Origin of the sequence: Arenimonas sp., from assembly GCF_036275555.1 — a bacterium.
In the GTDB taxonomy this organism is placed as follows: domain Bacteria; phylum Pseudomonadota; class Gammaproteobacteria; order Xanthomonadales; family Xanthomonadaceae; genus Arenimonas.
This window is the reverse complement of sequence record NZ_DASUDO010000028.1, coordinates 93,082-110,915: the sequence shown is the minus strand read 5'-3', so window position 1 is coordinate 110,915 and position 17,834 is coordinate 93,082. Positions and strand designations below refer to the sequence as shown.

The following is a 17,834-nucleotide window of genomic DNA, read 5'->3' as shown; positions in this document are numbered from 1 at the left end:
TTAGGCCGTCCACCAACTTTCGAGGCAAGGATGATCATCACCCCAGTTCACGCGAGTGAAAGGCAAGAACTTCTCGACCTGGCAGTCAGGACCGGGCTGTTCTCTCCCTCAGACGCTGAGGGACTACTTGGTGGCGTTTTGGATGCGCTAGCTGCTCAAGAGCTCCCAGACGGACACGCCGCTGTGGCATGCCGAGCTTCAGCAGGCCAAGAGATCTTGGGCTGGTCTTACTTCGCACCGGATCCGTATGCCGAGAGCGTCCTCAACGTTTGGTGGATCGGGGCAGACCCTCTCCAGCACGGCCGCGGCGTAGGCGGCGCCTTGCTTTCTCATGTTGAGTCCGCGGCGAGATTGGCTGGCGTCAGGGTGGTTGTGATTGAGACGAGCGATCAGCCGCTGTTGGCACGCGCGCAAGCCTTCTACGTCAAGCGTGGGTACACCGAGCGTGGCCGCATTCCTGACTTCTACGGCTTGGGCGACGCAAAGGTAATCTTCTCTCGCACCTTGGCCGGGTCGGCCTAACATTTCGCTCAAGCGGACCAATCAATCGCTCCGCGATTGATGTGGCCGCTTAGCTCAGGCGTTAGGGCACAATGATGGCGTCGGCTGCCGACTTTCGAGATGCATTTCTTAAGTCACTGTTCGTTGGCTACGATTGGGAGCGCTCGTCGCACTTCGCCGAAATCGCGCTTCGCCGTGTTGGTTCGCCCGACCGGAAGTTTCGGATCGAAGGCCTTTCCACCTGGGCTGTGTTCGAGGACTTCACCGCACAGTACATTTCCCAGTGCACCCTGCTCCAGGATCAGGACGGAATTTACCTTTGCCTAGACCCACACACCGAGGGCAGCAGGTCCGAGAAGGACAACTATTGGTTGGTCGGAGCCGCCGTAGCAGAGTGCCCTAACTAATCATTCAAGCCGACGTGCCTCCGGCACGCGGCTTAACTCAGGCGTTGGGGCGCACAGCGACGCTCTCGCGCTCGGAACAGGACGCTACTCATGGCAGGACCCGCCCGGGCTGGACTCTTTATATACGCCAAAGATCTTACTAATCTGGCGGCCTTCTACGAGAAGCTGCTCGGGCTGGCTCGCGTGCGGGCCACTGATGAGCTCGTAGTCCTGAGCTCCACGGATCTCCAGATCATCGTGCAAACGATGCCTGAGCACCTCGCGCGCGAGACTTCGATCTCGTCGCCTCCTAGGCTACGCGACAACGCTGCATTCAAGTTCTTCTACACAGTTCCCAGCCACTCCCAGGCGCAGGCGATGGCGGCGTCACTCGGCGGCCAAGTGCTGCCAGAACAATGGCGCGGCCCGGGCTTTGTCGTGCGCAACGCCGTAGACCCCGAAGGCAACATTTTCCAGCTGCGCGAAAGTGCGCGCTAACAACTCATTCAAGCCGATGTCTTCAGCGCTGCTTAACTCAGGCGTTAGGCGGCAACGGAGGCAGTCGTGATCCCGACATTTCTACTGCTCGCTGTTATTGCGGCCGCAAATCTTGTTGTGTCGGTGCTCGTGCTCCTAGCTCCTGCGCTTACGCCTGGCCAGCGCCTAATTTAGCTCGTCCTCGTGTGGCTTGTTCCCATTGTTGGCGCCGTCGCTTGCGCAGCCGTTTTGCGGACACAGGCCGCTGCAGCGTCCGCGGCTGGAAAAATTGATCCGCTGTATCATCCTGCCGACGGCGGCGGTCCAGATGGCCAAGATGTCCCTGGTATCTGTGGATGCAGTGGCGACGGCGGCGGCGGCGACTAGAAGCACCGCCTAACTAATAATTCTCACCGACGCCTTCGGCGCGGCTGACCCAAGGCGACATGGCTGGCGCAACACGGCACCAAGCGATAGAAATAGAAAGGAAGCATCGTGCTCGTTTATGAGGTGGACATCAGGAACCTCCGTGAGTTCATACATTTCTTCTTCCGCAAGAAGGAATGCCCGCGCTGCGGCCGCAGGGTCTACCGCGTTGACGTGATGTCCGAGCACTCGAAGACCTGGGAGCGCGACGGCTTGAAGTTCACCCGCGCGCACAAGATCAAGGACGCCCTGCGTTACCGCTGCGACCCCTGCCACGCCTACTATTCACTGCAGGAGCTGGCTGCCGCGGCCTGACGCCTCACACACACCGGAGAACCATAGAAATGAACCTCCTCCGCGCCTTCCTTTGCCTCGTCTTGTTCGCCGGAGCCGCGACGGCGGCGGCCGCCTCGAGCCAGCAGCGTGCCGAGGAGCTCTTCGAGCGCTACCAGGCCTTGGCCGCCGCCTTTGACCCTGCGGCTGCCGATCTCTATGCCGACGATGCCGTCATCACGAACCGCCGAACGTACCCCACTGGCGAGGTGCGGGAGCTTTCACTGCCCGCCGGGCAGTACAAGGAACTGGTGCGTGCATCCATGCCGCTCGCAAAGTCCCGCGGGGACACCAACACCTACTCCGACGTCGAGTACGCCATCGAGGGCGACAAGGTGCGGGTGACGGCGCAGCGCTACTCCGAGCTGAAGAAGTACACCAGCACACTGGTGCTCGTACTCGGGCCCGGCCCCGACGGCAGCTGGCAGGTGCTGGAGGAACACTCCGAGTCGCGCCCGTAGGACCGGCCAGCCCAGGTGGGACAATCCGCTGCCTTGGGCGCCCCCTGCGCTGACGGGCCTCTCTTTTTTCCTGTCGATCAGCAGCTACTCCATCCCCGCGGGCTGATGCCTGACCAAGCGTAGACGGTTAATGAGAATCCTGGTGTTTGGCAACTCCGGCTCCGGCAAAAGCACCCTGGCCCATCGGAGCCACACAAGTACGCCTCCAAGGCCGAACAGGACGCGAGGCTGGCGCCGCTGCAGGATTGGGTGGAGGGGTACTATCATCGCGACAACGCCTGGTCGCTGGCCGCGCATCGCCGCATCTTTGACGCGTCCCCGGGGCCGCGGCACGAAGTGGCGGACCTGCGGGGCCTCGAGGAATGGATCCGCCATCCGTTCGCGCGGTGGAGGATGGGCGGGGATGGATGAGACACCGGGACTCCCCCGGGGATCCCGCGACTGAAACTTCCGGAGTACGCATGACCCACGGTGAAAAACTGGAGCGCATGTATCGCCACACCGACGCGCTCGGCATCAGCCGCGGCACCGTCGCGCCGCCGGCCTGGCGCCTGCTGTGGAAGATGGGGCTGGAGGTGCCGCCGCCGCTGTTCGCGCCCTTCCTGCCGATGGCGCTGGCGACGGGAAGCTTCTTCGCCGTGGCCTGGGGCCTGCTGATGTGGCTGGGGTTCTGGGCGCGCCAGGGGATGCCCGTGGCGTTGATGGCCGGCTCGGCGCTGGCCGCCGGCGTGCTGTTCGGCCTGGTCATGGCGGGCATCTATCGCCACCTGGCCCGCAAGCACCGCCTGCCGTCCTGGGCGGATTATCGCGGGGGCGCCTGACGCGTGGGCAAGCATTCGGCCTATTGGCGCGAATACCAGCAGGCCCAGGTGCGCGGGGCGCTGAAGATATTCGCGGTGATCGTGGGCTGGATCGCGGCGGCCATCCTGGCCGTGCTGATGCAGAAGGCGCTCGCAGGGGCGTTTCCTTATGTGATGGGCGGCGTGTTGCTCGGCGTGGCGGTCTCGATCCTTTACCTGTCGCGGAATGTCTACAAAGTCACCTGCCCCGAGTGCAACACCCGATACGAGCGCTCGAAGTGGGGCGGGCAGTGCCCGTCCTGCGGATTGAAGCTTCTGCAGCCTGATCCCTGAGTCACCCGGTCCCGTGTCTGCCGCGGGGTCACTAGGTTTCACTCCAACGGAAAGCATGCATGGGAACCACCGAGCTCTACGTGCTGGGCTTATCGCTGGCCCTGATTGGCGTCATGGGGGTATTGGGCGCCTTCGCCCTGGCGATCGAATGGCTGATGCCAGGCTGGGCGACGCATCCGACGTTCGCCCGTTTCCTGCTGGGCCGGATCGAGAGCACGCGCCGGAACCGGGTGCTGATGTCGCTGAGCTTCATCGTGACGGCGGTCTTTTTTGGACTGGCCGTCAATCTCCTGCTGGTCCCCGCCGTCGTGGCCTTCCTGGCTTGGCTGCCATTGGGAATCTGGCTGGTGCGGACGGCGTTCGTGACGCGAGCGAAACGTTCCCCTTAGTCCACCGCACGTCGACGCGGACTCCCCGCCCGATTGGCTACACTCGGCCGGTCCCGTCCGAGGCCCCGCCATGACCCTGCGTCCCTTCACGAAAACCCTGCTCGCCGCCGCGCTGGCCCTGGCCGCGCTGCCGGCCGCCGCCGACACCGTGCTGATTTCCGCCGAACGCCTGCTCGACGTGCGCACCGGTAGATGGATCGAGAACCCCGAGATCCTGGTGCGCGACGGCAAGATCGCCCGCATCACCCGCGGCCCGGGCGAGCCGGTGGCCGATGCGCGCCGCATCGACCTCGCCGGCCTGAGCCTGCTTCCGGGCCTGATCGACATGCACGTGCACCTCGACTCCGACCCCAGCTACGGCGGCTACACCGGCCTGCAGTTCACCGACCGCTTCTGGTCAATGCTGACGGTGAAGCACGCGGGCGAGACGCTGGACGCCGGCTTCACCACCGTGCGCAACGTGGGCTCGGAGGCCTGGAACGACGTCGGCCTTCGCCAGGCCGTGGACGAAGGTAAGGTGCGCGGCCCGCGCGTGGTCAGCGGCGGCTACAGCTTCGGCGCCACCGGAGGGCACTGCGACAGCACCTACTTCCCGCCTTCGTTCGAGTCGAAGAATCCCTACAACGCCGACAGCCCGGAAGAGGCGCGCAAGCGCGTGCGCGAGATCCGCAAGTACGGCGCGCAGGTGATCAAGATCTGCGCCACCGGCGGCGTGTTCTCCCGCAACACCGAGCCGGGCCAGCAGCAGCTGAGCGAGGCCGAGATGCGCGCCGTGGTCGAGGAAGCGCACCAGTGGGGCCTGAAGGTCGCCGCGCACGCGCACGGCAGCAGCGGCATCAAGGCCGCCATCCGCGCCGGCGTGGACACCATCGAGCACGCCAGCCTGATCGACGACGAGGGCATCGCGCTGGCCATCAAGCACGGCGCCTGGCTGTCCATGGACATTTACAACACCGACTACACCCAGGCCGAGGGCAAGAAGAACGGCGTGCTCGAGGACAACCTGCGCAAGGACCGAGAGATCGCCGAGGTGCAGCGCGAAGGCTTCCGCCGCGCCCACGCCGCGGGCGCCAAGATGGTGTACGGCACCGACGCCGGCGTGCACCGCCACGGCGACAACGGCAAGCAGTTCGCCGTGATGGTGCGCTACGGCATGACGCCGCTCGAGGCGATCCGCTCGGCCACCGTGAATTCGGCCGAGGCGCTGGGCCGCAACGATGTCGGCGTGGCCGAAGTCGGCCGCTGGGCCGACCTGGTGGCGGTGCCAGGCGACCCGACGCAGGACGTGGCCCTGCTCGAAGCCATCCCCGTCGTCATCCAGGGTGGCGAGGTCGTCAAAGACACCCGCTGAAAATCAAATGTACCTGGTTCATTTTTGTTTTCCGTGAGACGGTGTCTCACGGAGCATGAAAATGAACCTGGTACCACTTTTCACCGCAGGTGGCGGGTGAGGTGGGACTGGAGCTCGGCGCTGGCGGGTTCGGGCTCGGGGCCGCCGAGGGTTTCGTGCAGCAGGGATTCCATCAGGAAGTAGTAGGCCTCGCGGCTCTTCTCGTCGGCGATCGCGTGGCCGGCGTCGGTGTCCACGAAGAACGTCACGTCCTTGCCCAGCGTACGCAGGCGCGCGACGTAGTGGGTGACGCCGCGGATCGGCACGCGCTCGTCTTCGCCGCCGGCCAGCACCAGCACGGGGCGGGTCAGCGCGGCGGCGTTCGCGCTCGGGGACTGCGCAGCGAGGCGCTGCATCTGCGCTGCGTCCTCGGGGTCCACGCCCAGCGCCCGCATCGACACCGCCATCGGGATGCCCGGGTGCATTTCCTGCCCCGCGCCCTGGTACTCGCGAATCACGCGCCCGAAGTCCGCCGGCGGCACGCCCGCCACCGCCGCCTTGAACAGTTCCGACGCGAAGGTCACGCCCAGCAGCGCCGAGTAGCCCCCGAACGATGCGCCGACAATGGCCACGCGATCGGCATCACCAACCCCATTGGCCAACAGCCAGCGTGTGCCCTCGATGATGTCCTGCTGCACCCGCCCGTGGCCGAAGTCGCCGCGCGACGCCAGCACGTAGTCCAGCCCCAGCCCGGTCGAGCCGCGGAAATTCGGCTGGAACACCACGTAGCCGCGGTTGGCCAGCAGCTGCGCATCGTTGCTGAAATCCGGCCGCACCAGGCTGAAAGGACCGCCGTGCACGCTCACCACGAGCGGCGCGTGCGCCACGTCCACGCCCGGCGGCAGCGTCACGAAGCCGTGCAGCCGGCGGCCGTCGGACGCCGTCCACTGCACCGGCCACTTGCGCGCCATCGCCGCTTCGTCGGGCCGCGGCTGCGGATGCCCGCCGAACACGAAACCCGCCTCCGGCCGCAGCAACGCCACCGTGCCGTCGTCTGAGGCCATCCACGCCCGCTCGCCGCGCAGCCGGTCGCCGCGCTCAATCACCAGCCAGCGTCCGCCCCCGGCCTGCACCCGCAGCGATCCCCCCGACAGCGTGCGTCGCAGCGCGGCCAGCCGCGCCTCGTCATCCGCCGAACGCGCCAGCAATTGCGGCACCGTGCTGTCGTAGCCGAGGAAACGCGGCTCGCCGTCCACGGGATCGAGCGCCACGTGGTTGAGGTCGGCCTCGCCGCGCGGATCCCGGTGCACGCGACGCACGCTGCCGTCGGCGCGCACGTGCAGCAGGCCGGACAGGTCGGCGTCCACGTTGCCCTGCATCCAGACGCCGCCGTCTGATGACGCGCCCAGCAGCCGACAGCGGCGTGGCACCTCGCAACGCAGCATGGCGCGATCAAGCCCGGGCGCCGGCAGGCGATAAAGCACGTGGGCCTTGCCCTCGGCGCGCATCAGCCAGGCCAACTGGCCCTGGCCGTCGATCGCCGCATCCACGATGGGAAGCGCGTCCTCGTGCAGCGGCGTCTCGCGGCCGCCGGGCTGAACGCGCAGCAGTCGCCAGCGCGGCGCCTGCGCGGCAATGCGCGCCGGTCGCTCCACCACCAGCGCGGCATCACCGATCGCGGGATCGGCGCCGACGAACACGCGCCGCCCCAGCCCGCCCAACGTCGAAAGCTCGCCGTCGCCGCCCTGGCCATCGGCCGCGAGCACCGCCAGCTGGCGTGACCCCGGCAGGAACAGCCAGCGGCCATCGCGCGACCACACCAGCTCGGCCGCATCGGTGCGCGCCAGCCGCAGCCGGGGCTCACCGTCCGGCAGCGCCTGCAGCCACACGCCGCGCCGGCCGCCCTGCTCGCCAAACCACGCAACCTGCCGGCCGTCCGGCGCAAGCGCGAAACCGTGCTCGCGCGGCTGCGAAAGAAAGGCCGCGCGGGGCAACCGCGGCGGCACCGGCCGCACGCGCTCAGTGGCGATGGCGTGCTGCAGCGCCGCGGCGTCGGCCCGCGCCGGGGCAGGCGAAACAGGCCCCGCACCCCGCGCCTCGTCCGACGAAGCCGCCGCGGAGAAAGCGACGCAGGCCGCAAGCACCGCGGCAACACGCAGCGCCCTCTTCACGAGGCCACTCCCGCCACGCCCGCGACCGGCAGCGTGAGGTCGTCGCGCACCGGCGCCAGCCGCCACAGCGCCATCAGCGCCGGCAGCCCGACGAGTGCGCAGGCCAGGCACCAGGCGAGCCGCGCGCGCGGCGACAGCGCCGTGCGCCGCACCCGCCACGCGCCCGCCGCCAGCGACAGCAGCAACAGGCCCAGCGCCACGCCGTCCACCAGCCTTGGCCGCGGCGGCGGCGCCACCATGGCTTCCGCCTGCGGCGCCGACAGCACCGGCCGCAGCGCCTCCAGCGACGTCTTGATCGCCGGCGACAGCCACCACGTCTGCCAGGTGAACAGCGGCCCGTAGCCCGTGCCCAGCTCGCGGCGCGCCACGTCGGTGACGACGCCTGCTTCATCCACCTTCAGCAGCCGCTGGAAAGAATCGCCGCGGCCGTTGTGCCGCAGCCGCGTCATCGTGAACGACACCAGGTAGCCGTCCAGCAGCTCCATCACGTCCACGCGCTGGAGGTTGCCGGTGGGGCCGGGCAGCGGCATCCGCAGGCCGTTTTCCAGCAAGCCCGCGCGCTGCTGCATCGGGCGCGCATCGTGGAAGTAGAGTGCCCGCTGGCTCATCACCACCAGCCGTTCACCGTCGTGGCGCACCGCGGCCATGAACTCGCCGGCTGGCAGCTGCACGCGCGGCAGCACGCGCTGTGATTCCGGGTCGAACTGGTACAGCGTGTCGCGCCCCGCCAGCAGCCCGCCCTCGACCGGCAGCGGCGGCGAGCCGAAGCGCGCCTCGCCATCCACGCCCAGCTCGCCCACGCGCTGGCGATCCGCGAGCCCGTAGCCCACGAACTTGCCCAGGTCGTGGCTGAACACCCAGCGGATGCGGCGCGCCTCGTCGTCGAACTCCATCGGCGCGCGGTTGCTCAGTTCATGCCAGGCCGGCGACTTCGGGATGCCGAGGCCGAAGGTGGCGATGTCGGAGATCGCCGCCTGCTCGCGCCAGAGCGGCGCGTCGGGGTGCGTGCTGTTGGCCAGGCCGGCGACGATCAGGTCGGGGCCTTCGGCGTTGTCGGCCTGCTTGGCGCTGCCGGCCGGCGCGCTGGCCAGGTTGTTCGGGTGCGTACCCTGCGCGATCCACAGCAGCTCGGCGCCAAAACCCGCGAGCACCAGCAGCAGCCACATCATCACCTGCATCGGCACGGCCAGCAGCCAGGCGCCAACCCCGCCGGGCAGGCGCTCGACGTCGGGCTTGAAGGCGGCCAGCACGAGCAACAGCAGCCAGGCCAGCACCAACCCCTGCAGCAGCAGGGCGCCCACGCCGGTGGCGTACGCGGCGGGCAACAGCAGCAGGAAGGCCAGCGGCGCCAGCGCCGCGCGGCGTGGCAGCAAGATCGCGGCTGCACCCGTGGCGTAGCCCGCCAGCGCGAGCAACAGCGCCGCGCCGCACAGCAGCCAGTGGCGCAGGTCGAGCACGCGCGGCGTCATGCCTTCCTGCCACGCGGCGGTGCCGAGCAGCGGCAGCAGCACCGCCAGCGCCAGCAGCACCGCGCCCGCGCCCAGCAGCGCCAGCGCGATCCGCCACGGCGGCAGCGGGCGGTGCAGCAGGTTCAGCCACGCATTCGGACGACGGTAGCCGCCCATCTGGTACAGCCCGAGCAGCAGGCCGCTGAGCGCGTACACCGCCGCGAACGCGAGGTAGACCTCGTCGGGCTGCTGCGCCAGGTCGGCCACGCGGGTCAGGAACATCAGCACCGACAGGTGCACGGCCGCGTACACCAGCGCCCAGGGCAGGAAGCGGCGCAGTTCGGCTTTGAAGAGGTCGTTCATCGTGGGGTCCGGTCAGGCGGCGGCGGGCGCGGCGTGGTTCTTGGCCAGGAAGCCATTCACCGCGCGGTCGAGGCCGACGGGCATGGCGTTGATCGAGCGGGCGCCGTGGGCGCGCAGGAACTCGGCGAAGCCCTCGCCCTGGTCGAGCACCAGGTAGTGGTGCAGCCCGTCGATGCGCTGCACCTGCAGCAGGCCCGGCACCGTGCGCGGGTCCGGCCCCTTGAACGGGATGTCGGCGACCCAGTAGGTGACGCGCGCGACGAAATCCTCGGGCGCCGACATCGTGCGCAATTCGCCCTGCTCGAGGATGATCAGGTTGTCGGCGACGCGCTCGATCTCGTCCATCTGGTGCGAGCAGTAGATGACGGTGCCGTCGTCGCCGGTGTTGCTGTACATCAGCGCTTCGAGGAAGGCGCGCTTGGCGACCACGTCCAGGCCCAGCGTCGGCTCGTCGAGCACCAGCAGCTCGGGGCCCTGGGCCAGGGCCAGCGCGAGGTTCAGGCCGGCGCGTTCGCCGCGCGAGAGTTCGCTGATCTTCTGCGTGGGCAGCACGTGGTAGTGGCCCAGCACTTCCTCGAACAGCAGCTGCTTCCAGCGCGGGTACAGGCGGCGCTGGGCGGCGGTCACTTCGTGCACGCGCATCCAGGCCGGCAGCGTGTGCTCCTCGTTGACGAAGCCGATGCGGCCGCGGTCCTCGGGCGTCAGGCCCTGGCTGTCGCGGCCCAGGATGCGCGCTTCGCCGGCGCTGGGCGCGAGGAAGCCGAGCAGGATGCGGAACAGGGTGGACTTGCCGGCGCCGTTGGCGCCGACGATGGCGTGGATGTGGCCGCGCGGCACCTGCAGGGTGAGGTTGCGCAGCGCGAACTTGCCGCCGTAGCGCTTGCTGAGCGCGCGGGTTTCGATGACGAAGTCGGACATGGCGGGCTCCGTGGCTCAGGCCGACTTGCGCGGCGTGCAGGCCTGCAGTTCGGCGCCGAGGCGTTCGAGCACCTCGTCGGCCGGCAGGTCGAGGGCCACCACGTCGTGGACGAAGCGGGTCACCGCCTCGTCGAAGCGCTTGTCGCGCTCGGCCTGGCTGAGCCGCTGGCGCGGCGCGGCCACGAACAGGCCCAGGCCCTGCCGCGACTCCAGCCAGCCTTCGGCGGTGAGCTCGGCGTAGGCCTTGGCCACGGTGTTGGGGTTGATGCCCAGCTGCTGGGCCAGGCCGCGCACGCTGGGCAGCTGCATGCCGCTCACCAGGTCGCCGGTGGCCACCTTCATGCGCACGCCGTCGACGATTTGCTTGCTGATCGGGCGGGCGTCGCCGGTGGCGATCTCGATCATCAGGGCCTGGGTGCGGGCCATGGGTGTCCTCGCTGTACTGTGTGTGCTAGTACAGTAAAGACAGCGACGGCGGCCGGTCAAGCCCCCGAAAGTCAGGGGTAGCCAAAAAACGTGTGGGAGGGACTTCAGTCCCGATGCTTTCCGGCGAAAAGCATCGGGACTGAAGTCCCTCCCACAGAGGGCGCGTCAGCAGGGGCGGCGGCTTACTGGGCCGGCGCCGCCTCGGCCTGCGGCTTCACGAAGCGCAGGGTCATGCGGTCGCTTTCACCGATGGCGGCGTACTTGGCCTTGTCGGCTTCGTCGTGGCGGTTGCCCGGGGGCAGGGTCCAGACGCCGTTCGGGTGGTCCTTGGTGTCGGCCGGGTTGGCGTTGATCTCGCTCTTGGCGTCGAGCACGAAGCCCGCCGCGGTGGCGAGGCCGATCACGTAGTCCTCGGGCAGGTAGCCCGACTCGACCACTTCCTCCAGCGTCTTGCCCGCGGCCGCGCGGTGCTCGACCACACCCAGCACGCCGCCCGGGGCCAGCACGTCGAAGAAGCCCTTGAACATCGCGGCCTCGCTGCCGGCGCCGACCCAGTTGTGCACGTTGCGGAAGGTCAGCACCACGTCGGCCGAGCCCGGCTCGCCGAACACCGGCGCCTTCGGGTCGACCTCGATTACGCTGGCGTTGGCGTAGACGTCGGCGCGCGCGGCCAGCTTCTCGCGGAACTTGGCGTTGGCGTTGGCGTAGTACTCGGTGGCGCGCTCGCTGCCGGCCTTGGCCGGGTCGTTGAGCACGCCGATGTAGCGGCCCTTGCCCTGCGCCAGCGGGGCCAGGATTTCGGTGTACCAGCCGGCGCCCGGGCTGATCTCGATCACGGTCTGGCTGGGGCCGACGCCGAAGAACTCGAGCGTTTCGCGCGGGTGGCGGTACTGGTCGCGGGCCACGTTGGCGGGGTCGCGCCAGTCGCCGGCGAGGATGGCGGCCATCGGGTCGGCCTCGCGGTCGCGGGCGTCGGCGTCCTCGACGGCGGGCGCGGCCTCGGCGGGCGCTGCCTCGGCGGCGGCGGTGGCGTCGGCGGCCGGCGCGGCTTCGTCGGAAGTCTGGCTGCAGGCGCCGAGCAGCAGCGCGGACAGGGCAAGGGTGAGCGGGGCGAACTTCATGCGCATGCGGTGGCTCCGGAGGGGGTTTGGAAACAGCCGCCGACACTAGCACGCAGCCCCGTTAACGCTGTGTAGGAGGGCCTTCAGGCCCGAAGCTCCTGGCGAGAAGCTTCGGGCCTGAAGGCCCTCCTACAGGCGGCGGGGGTAGAACGGGGGTGGAAAGAAAGCGCCCCGCGGCGGCCAGGGGCCGAACGCGGGGCGCAGGTCCGGAGGAGCGGACCGGACGGGCTTACTGCAGGTCGAAGCGGTCCAGGTTCATCACCTTGGTCCAGGCGGCGACGAAGTCGTTGACGAACTTCTTCTCCGCGTCACCCGCGGCGTACACCTCGCACAGCGAGCGCAGCTGCGAGTTCGAGCCGAACACCAGGTCGACCACGGTGCCGGTCCACTTCACCTGGCCGGTCTTGCGGTCGCGGCCCTCGAGCACGTTCTTGTCGCCGGCCGAACGCGCCCACTTGGTGGACATGTCGAGCAGGTTGACGAAGAAGTCGTTGCTCAGGGTGCCCGGGCGCGCGGTGAACACGCCGTGCTTCGCACCGCCGTAGTTGGCGTCCAGCGCACGCAGGCCGCCGACCAGCACGGTCATCTCGGGCGCGGTGAGCGTCAGCAGGTTGGCCTTGTCCAGCAGCCACTCGGCGCCATCGGCCGCGGCTTCCTTCGAGGCGTAGTTGCGGAAGCCATCGGCCTTCGGCTCGAGCCAGGCGAAGGAATCGACCTCGGTCTGCTCCTGCGAGGCGTCGGTGCGGCCCGGCGCGAACGGCACGCTCACGTCGTGGCCGCCCTTCTTCGCCGCCGCTTCGACCGCCGCGTTGCCGCCGATCACGATCAGGTCGGCCAGCGACACCTTCTTGCCGCCGGACGCGGAGGCATCGAAGTCCTTCTTGATGCCTTCCAGCACGCCCAGCACCTTGGCCAGCTCGGCCGGGTTGTTGGCTTCCCAGTTGCGCTGCGGCTCGAGGCGGATGCGCGCACCGTTGACGCCGCCGCGGAAGTCGGAGCCGCGGAAGCTCGAAGCCGCGGCCCAGGCCACGCGCACCAGCTCGGCGTTCGACAGGCCCGAGGCCAGCACCTTGGCCTTGAGCGCGGCCACGTCCTTGTCATCGACCAGCGGGTGGTCGACGGCCGGCACCGGGTCCTGCCAGATCAGGTCTTCCTTCGGCACCAGCTTGCCGAGGTAGCGCGCCTTCGGGCCCATGTCGCGATGGGTCAGCTTGAACCAGGCGCGGGCGTAGGCGTCGTGGAACTCCTGCGGGTTGGCCAGGAAGTGGCGCGAGATCTTCTCGTAGGCCGGGTCGAAGCGCAGCGCCAGGTCGGCGGTGGTCATCATGATGGTGACCTTCTTCGACGGATCGTGCGCGGCCGGCGCCACGTTCTTGTCCGTCTGCACCTTCGGGTGCCACTGGTAGGCGCCCGCCGGGCTCTTGGTGAGCTCCCACTCGTTGCCGAACAGGTTCTCGAAGTAGGTCATGTCCCACTTGGTCGGCGTCGGGGTCCAGGAACCCTCGATGCCGCTGGTGATGGTGTCGTCGCCCTTGCCGGTGCCGTGCTTGTTGATCCAGCCGAAGCCCTGCTCGGCGATGTCCGCGCCCTCCGGCTCGACGCCGACGTTGGCGGCGTCACCGGCGCCGTGCGCCTTGCCGAAGGTGTGGCCGCCGGCGACCAGCGCGACGGTCTCGTAGTCGTTCATCGCCATGCGCGCGAAGGTGTCGCGGATGTCGCGGGCCGAGGCCAGCGGGTCCGGCTTGCCGTTCGGGCCCTGCGGGTTCACGTAGATCAGGCCCATCTGCACCGCGGCGAGCGGGTTGGCGAGCTCGCGGTCGCCGCTGTAGCGGTTGTCGCCGAGCCAGTCGGTCTCGGTGCCCCAGTTGATGTCGCCTTCCGGCTCCCAGATGTCGGCGCGGCCGCCGCCGAAGCCGAAGGTCTTGAAGCCCATCGAGTCCATGGCGACGTTGCCGGCCAGGATCAGCAGGTCGGCCCAGCTGAGCTTGCGGCCGTACTTCTGCTTGATCGGCCACAGCAGGCGGCGCGCCTTGTCGAGGTTGCCGTTGTCGGGCCAGGAGTTGAGCGGGGCGAAGCGCTGGGCGCCGGTGCCGCCGCCGCCGCGGCCGTCCTGCACGCGGTAGGTGCCGGCGGCGTGCCAGGTCATGCGCACGAAGAACGGGCCGTAGTGGCCGTAGTCGGCCGGCCACCACTCCTGCGAGTCGGTCATCAGCGCGGTGAGGTCACGCACGACGGCGTCGAGGTCTAGGGTCTTGAACTCCTCGGCGTAGTTGAACGCCTCGCCCATCGGGTTCGACTTCTTGTCGTGCTGGTGCAGGATCTTGAGGTTGAGCGCGTTCGGCCACCAGTCGCCGTTGGACGGGCCACCGGCCAGGGTGTGGACCGGCGCGCTGCCGGAGGAGAACGGGCACTTGAGTTCGGTAGTCATGGTGGGCTCCTTGGGTCTTGCAGCGAACGAACAGAGGGTTCGGGGTCGGGGGGCGCCCGTGCGGGCGCCGGACGGGTCCGGGCTTCACAAGCTACGCCCGCACCGTCCCGCGTGAAAATGAATGTTTCGGATGCCTGCGATAGACATTGGCTATCGAAACCGGGTCAGACTGCCGAGATCGGCGTGACCGCCGCGTCGCGGCCGCGCCGTTCCTTGGGAATTCCCTATCCGAGGAGACGCCGATGTCGCACCGCCTGATCCTGGCCACGCTGGCCGTGGCACTCGCCGCGCCGGCCGCCGCTGCCCAGGGCATCTCGCCCGAAGACGTGAACCGCCTGCCCACGCGGGTGCCGCATGCGGTGCATCGCTACGGCCCGGCGCCGCAGCAGTACGGCCAGCTGCGGCTGCCCGAGGGTGCGGGTCCGTTCCCGGTGGCGGTGGTGGTCCACGGCGGGTGCTGGACGAAGGGGTTCGCCACGCTGGCGAACACCGCGCCGCTGGCCAGTGCGCTGGCCGAGCGCGGCATCGCCAGCTGGAACATCGAGTACCGCCAGCTGGGCGAGCCGGGCGCAGGCTGGCCGGGCACCTTCCAGGACTGGGGCATGGCCACGGACGCGTTGCGCGACCTGGCGAAGGACCACCCGATCGACCTGAAGCGCGTGGTGACGGTCGGCCACAGTGCCGGCGCCCACGCGGCGCTGTGGATCGCAACCCGCCCGGCGCAGCCCGACGGCACGCCGCTGGGCGCGGTCGATCCGCTGCGCGTGCAGGGCGCCGTCGCCGTCGATGGCCCCGGGGACCTGGCCGCCTTCGTGGGCCGGGATTCGATGGTCTGCGGCCAGCCCGTGATTTCAAACCTGTTCGGCGGCACGCCGGCCGAGGTGCCGGAGCGCTATGCGGCGGGATCGCCGGGCCAGCGCCTGCCGATCGGCGTGCCCCAGGTGCTGGTGGCGTCGGTGGTGCTGTTGCCCGAGGACGCCAAGGCCTACGCCGAAAAAGCGGCCGGCGATTCGGTGACCGTGGTGGCGCTGCAGGACAGCGGCCACTTCGACATGATCGCGCCGGGTCAGCCGTCGGCGGAAAAGGTGATCGAGGCCGTGCAGTCCCTGCTCGCCCCGCGCTGAAAAAATGTGGGAGGGACTTCAGTCCCGATGCTCTTCGGAGGAGAGCATCGGGACTGAAGTCCCTCCCACAAGGGTGTGGTGGGTTAAAGAGTGTTGCCGGTTACAGGGTGGAGAGGGCGATGTTGAAGGTGTTGCTCGGGCGCATCGCCGCCGTCGTCTTCGCCATGTCCGGGCGGTAGTAGCCGCCGATGTCGACCGGCTGGCCCTGCACCGCCAGCAGTTCGTCGACGATGGTGGCCTCCTGCTCGGTCAGCAGCTTGGCCAGCGGCGCGAACTTGGCCTTCAGCGCCTTGTCCTCGTCCTGCGCGGCCAGGGCCTGGGCCCAGTACAGCGCGAGGTAGAAGTGGCTGCCGCGGTTGTCGAGGCCGCCGACCTTGCGCGAGGGGCCGCGGTCTTCGTCGAGGATGCGGCCGTTGGCCAGGTCCAGCGTCTTGGCCAGCACCGGCGCCGAGGAGTTCAGCCAGCGCTCGCTGATGTGCTCGAGCGACGCGGCCAGCGCCAGGAACTCACCCAGCGAATCCCAGCGCAGGTAGTTCTCCTGCACGAACTGCTGCACGTGCTTGGGCGCCGAGCCGCCGGCGCCGGTCTCGAACAGGCCGCCGCCGGCCATCAGCGGCACGATCGACAGCATCTTGGCGCTGGTGCCCAGCTCCATGATCGGGAACAGGTCGGTGAGGTAGTCGCGCAGCACGTTGCCGGTCACCGAGATGGTGTCCTGGCCGGCGCGGATGCGCTGCAGCGACACCTTCATCGCCTCCACTGGCGGCAGGATGCGGATGTCCAGGCCCTTGGTGTCGAAGTCCTTGAGGTAGCGCTCCACTTTGGCGATCAGCTGGGCATCGTGCGCGCGCGCGGCGTCGAGCCAGAAGATGGCCGGCGTGTTGCTCAGGCGCGAACGGTCCACGGCCAGCTTCACCCAGTCCTGGATCGGCGCGTCCTTGGTCTGGCACATGCGCCAGATGTCGCCGGCCTGCACCGCATGCTCGAACACCACCGCGCCGCTGGCGTCGGTGACGCGCACGGTGCCGGCGGCATCGAGCTGGAAGGTCTTGTCGTGCGAGCCGTATTCCTCGGCCTTCTGCGCCATCAGGCCGACGTTGGGCACGCTGCCCATCGTGGCCGGGTCAAAGGCGCCGTTCGCCTTGCAGTCGTCGATCACGGCCTGGTAGATGCCGGCGTAGCAGCGGTCGGGGATGACGGCCTTGGTGTCCTGCAGCTCGCCCTTGGCGTTCCACATGCGGCCCGAGTCGCGGATCATCGCGGGCATCGAGGCGTCCACGATGACGTCGCTGGGCACGTGCAGGTTGGTGATGCCCTTGTCGGAGTTCACCATCGCCAGGCCGGGCGCGTTGGCGTACACGGCGTCGATGTCGGCCCTGATCGCGGCCTGCGTGGCCTCGGGCAGCTGGCCCAGGCGCGCGTACAGGTCGCCGATGCCGTTGTTGGGGTCGAAGCCGACTTCGTCCAGCACCTTCGCATGCTTGGCCAGCGCGTCCTTGTAGAACTCGGTGACGAACACGCCGAACATGATCGGGTCCGAGACCTTCATCATCGTGGCCTTGAGGTGCAGCGAGAACAGCACGCCGGTGGCCTTGGCGTCGGCGATCTGTTCGGCGGCGAAGCGGGCCAGCGAGGCGCGGCGCATCACCGAGGCGTCCACGATCTCGCCTTCCTTCACCTTCACGCTTTCCTTGAGCACGCGCGTGCTGCCGTCGGCGCCGGCGAAGCTGATCTTCAGGCTGCCGGCCGCGGCCAGGGTCGCGGACTTCTCGCTGCCGAAGAAATCATCGCCGGCCATGTGCGCCACGTGCGACTTCGAGTCGGCCGACCACTTGCCCATGCGGTGCGGGTGCTTGCGCACGTTTTCCTTCACCGCCTTGGGCGCGCGGCGGTCGGAGTTGCCTTCGCGCAGCACCGGGTTCACCGCGCTGCCCATGGCCTTGCCGTAGCGCGCCTTGATGTCCTTCTCGGCGTCGTCGCGCGGCTCTTCCGGGTAGTCGGGCAGGTCGTAGCCCTGGGACTGCAGCTCCTTGATGGCCGCCTTGAGCTGCGGCAGCGAGGCGCTGATGTTGGGCAGCTTGATGATGTTGGCTTCGGGCGTGGTGGCCAGCTGGCCCAGCTCGGCGAGGTGGTCGCCGATGCGCTGGTCTTCGCGCAGGCGCTCGGGGAACTGCGCCAGGATGCGGCCCGAGAGCGAGATGTCGCGCGTTTCGACCGCGATGCCGGCGGCGCCCGCGAAGGCCTGCACGATCGGCAGCAGGGACTGCGTGGCCAGGAACGGGGCCTCGTCGGTGAGCGTGTAGAGGATCTTGGGCGTGTCGGCCATGGCGTCGGTGTCTCGTTCTCGGGCTAGCCGGCGATTGTCGCCGCTCCGCCCCGGCGGCGAAAGTCGCGGGGGC

General features: G+C 68.9%; 16 protein-coding genes. 9 read left to right on the top strand and 7 right to left on the bottom strand.

What is annotated here, in order from left to right; translation table 11 throughout:
* The 8 genes from VFV21_RS07710 to VFV21_RS07675 form a co-directional block, all read left to right on the top strand.
* Positions 1 to 522 (top strand): GNAT family N-acetyltransferase (locus VFV21_RS07710; protein ID WP_329668849.1); only part of this gene is annotated, 522 nt, incomplete at its 5' end.
* A gap of 476 nt (positions 523 to 998) precedes the next feature.
* Positions 999 to 1,385 carry a VOC family protein gene (locus VFV21_RS07705; protein ID WP_329668848.1) on the top strand — a complete coding sequence of 129 codons (387 nt, stop codon included), beginning with the start codon at positions 999 to 1,001 and terminating at the stop codon, positions 1,383 to 1,385.
* A 474-nt stretch (positions 1,386 to 1,859) separates the two neighbouring features.
* On the top strand, positions 1,860 to 2,105 hold the full coding sequence (locus VFV21_RS07700; protein ID WP_329668847.1) for a hypothetical protein: 246 nt from the start codon (positions 1,860 to 1,862) through the stop codon (positions 2,103 to 2,105).
* 29 nt (positions 2,106 to 2,134) lie between these two features.
* Positions 2,135 to 2,584, top strand: coding sequence for a hypothetical protein (locus VFV21_RS07695; protein ID WP_329668846.1), 450 nt, complete (start codon positions 2,135 to 2,137; stop codon positions 2,582 to 2,584).
* A gap of 461 nt (positions 2,585 to 3,045) precedes the next feature.
* Positions 3,046 to 3,405: a DUF6404 family protein gene (locus tag VFV21_RS07690; protein WP_329668845.1), complete on the top strand. Its 360-nt coding sequence runs from the start codon at positions 3,046 to 3,048 to the stop codon at positions 3,403 to 3,405.
* A 3-nt stretch (positions 3,406 to 3,408) separates the two neighbouring features.
* Positions 3,409 to 3,717: a hypothetical protein gene (locus VFV21_RS07685; RefSeq protein ID WP_329668844.1), complete on the top strand. Its 309-nt coding sequence runs from the start codon at positions 3,409 to 3,411 to the stop codon at positions 3,715 to 3,717.
* 59 nt (positions 3,718 to 3,776) lie between these two features.
* Positions 3,777 to 4,106 (top strand): hypothetical protein, encoded by a 330-nt coding sequence (locus VFV21_RS07680; RefSeq protein ID WP_329668843.1) that lies wholly within the window; start codon positions 3,777 to 3,779, stop codon positions 4,104 to 4,106.
* 70 nt (positions 4,107 to 4,176) lie between these two features.
* A complete protein-coding gene (locus tag VFV21_RS07675) occupies positions 4,177 to 5,457 on the top strand; it encodes an amidohydrolase family protein (RefSeq protein WP_329668842.1) in 1,281 nt (426 codons plus the stop codon).
* Positions 5,458 to 5,537: 80 nt separating this feature from the next.
* On the opposite strand, the gene VFV21_RS07670 is transcribed toward VFV21_RS07675, so the two are convergent.
* The 6 genes from VFV21_RS07670 to katG form a co-directional block, all read right to left on the bottom strand.
* Positions 5,538 to 7,607, bottom strand: coding sequence for a S9 family peptidase (locus tag VFV21_RS07670; protein ID WP_329668841.1), 2,070 nt, complete (start codon positions 7,605 to 7,607; stop codon positions 5,538 to 5,540).
* Positions 7,604 to 9,418: a hypothetical protein gene (locus VFV21_RS07665; RefSeq protein WP_329668840.1), complete on the bottom strand. Its 1,815-nt coding sequence runs from the start codon at positions 9,416 to 9,418 to the stop codon at positions 7,604 to 7,606. The genes VFV21_RS07670 and VFV21_RS07665 overlap by 4 nt, the downstream gene beginning before the upstream one ends.
* A gap of 12 nt (positions 9,419 to 9,430) precedes the next feature.
* Positions 9,431 to 10,336, bottom strand: coding sequence for an ATP-binding cassette domain-containing protein (locus tag VFV21_RS07660; protein WP_329668839.1), 906 nt, complete (start codon positions 10,334 to 10,336; stop codon positions 9,431 to 9,433).
* Positions 10,337 to 10,351: 15 nt separating this feature from the next.
* Positions 10,352 to 10,762, bottom strand: a complete 411-nt coding sequence (locus tag VFV21_RS07655) for a GntR family transcriptional regulator (protein WP_329668838.1) — start codon at positions 10,760 to 10,762, stop codon at positions 10,352 to 10,354.
* 182 nt (positions 10,763 to 10,944) lie between these two features.
* Positions 10,945 to 11,883 carry a class I SAM-dependent methyltransferase gene (locus VFV21_RS07650; RefSeq protein ID WP_414638516.1) on the bottom strand — a complete coding sequence of 313 codons (939 nt, stop codon included), beginning with the start codon at positions 11,881 to 11,883 and terminating at the stop codon, positions 10,945 to 10,947.
* Positions 11,884 to 12,112: 229 nt separating this feature from the next.
* On the bottom strand, positions 12,113 to 14,311 hold the full coding sequence (gene katG, locus VFV21_RS07645) for a catalase/peroxidase HPI (RefSeq protein ID WP_329668836.1): 2,199 nt from the start codon (positions 14,309 to 14,311) through the stop codon (positions 12,113 to 12,115).
* A gap of 242 nt (positions 14,312 to 14,553) precedes the next feature.
* Between katG and VFV21_RS07640 the strand changes: the two genes are divergently transcribed.
* Positions 14,554 to 15,435, top strand: a complete 882-nt coding sequence (locus VFV21_RS07640; protein ID WP_329668835.1) for an alpha/beta hydrolase — start codon at positions 14,554 to 14,556, stop codon at positions 15,433 to 15,435.
* Between the two features lie 100 nt (positions 15,436 to 15,535).
* Here the strand turns inward: VFV21_RS07640 and VFV21_RS07635 are convergent, their stop codons facing one another.
* Complete coding sequence (locus VFV21_RS07635) at positions 15,536 to 17,761, bottom strand: NADP-dependent isocitrate dehydrogenase (protein ID WP_329668834.1); 2,226 nt, start codon at positions 17,759 to 17,761, stop codon at positions 15,536 to 15,538.
* Positions 17,762 to 17,834: the final 73 nt, after the last annotated feature.

What these genes read in the sequence shown, in the direction of transcription:
- VFV21_RS07660 (WP_329668839.1), bottom strand. Translation starts at nt 10,336, where the DNA reads ATGTCCGACTTCGTCATCGAAACCCGCGCGCTCAGCAAGCGCTACGGC.
- VFV21_RS07650 (WP_414638516.1), bottom strand. Translation starts at nt 11,883, where the DNA reads ATGAAGTTCGCCCCGCTCACCCTTGCCCTGTCCGCGCTGCTGCTCGGC.
- katG (WP_329668836.1), bottom strand. Translation starts at nt 14,311, where the DNA reads ATGACTACCGAACTCAAGTGCCCGTTCTCCTCCGGCAGCGCGCCGGTC.
- VFV21_RS07675 (WP_329668842.1), top strand. Translation starts at nt 4,177, where the DNA reads ATGACCCTGCGTCCCTTCACGAAAACCCTGCTCGCCGCCGCGCTGGCC.
- VFV21_RS07680 (WP_329668843.1), top strand. Translation starts at nt 3,777, where the DNA reads ATGGGAACCACCGAGCTCTACGTGCTGGGCTTATCGCTGGCCCTGATT.
- VFV21_RS07705 (WP_329668848.1), top strand. Translation starts at nt 999, where the DNA reads ATGGCAGGACCCGCCCGGGCTGGACTCTTTATATACGCCAAAGATCTT.
- VFV21_RS07635 (WP_329668834.1), bottom strand. Translation starts at nt 17,761, where the DNA reads ATGGCCGACACGCCCAAGATCCTCTACACGCTCACCGACGAGGCCCCG.
- VFV21_RS07695 (WP_329668846.1), top strand. Translation starts at nt 2,135, where the DNA reads ATGAACCTCCTCCGCGCCTTCCTTTGCCTCGTCTTGTTCGCCGGAGCC.
- VFV21_RS07665 (WP_329668840.1), bottom strand. Translation starts at nt 9,418, where the DNA reads ATGAACGACCTCTTCAAAGCCGAACTGCGCCGCTTCCTGCCCTGGGCG.
- VFV21_RS07690 (WP_329668845.1), top strand. Translation starts at nt 3,046, where the DNA reads ATGACCCACGGTGAAAAACTGGAGCGCATGTATCGCCACACCGACGCG.
- VFV21_RS07640 (WP_329668835.1), top strand. Translation starts at nt 14,554, where the DNA reads ATGTCGCACCGCCTGATCCTGGCCACGCTGGCCGTGGCACTCGCCGCG.
- VFV21_RS07655 (WP_329668838.1), bottom strand. Translation starts at nt 10,762, where the DNA reads ATGGCCCGCACCCAGGCCCTGATGATCGAGATCGCCACCGGCGACGCC.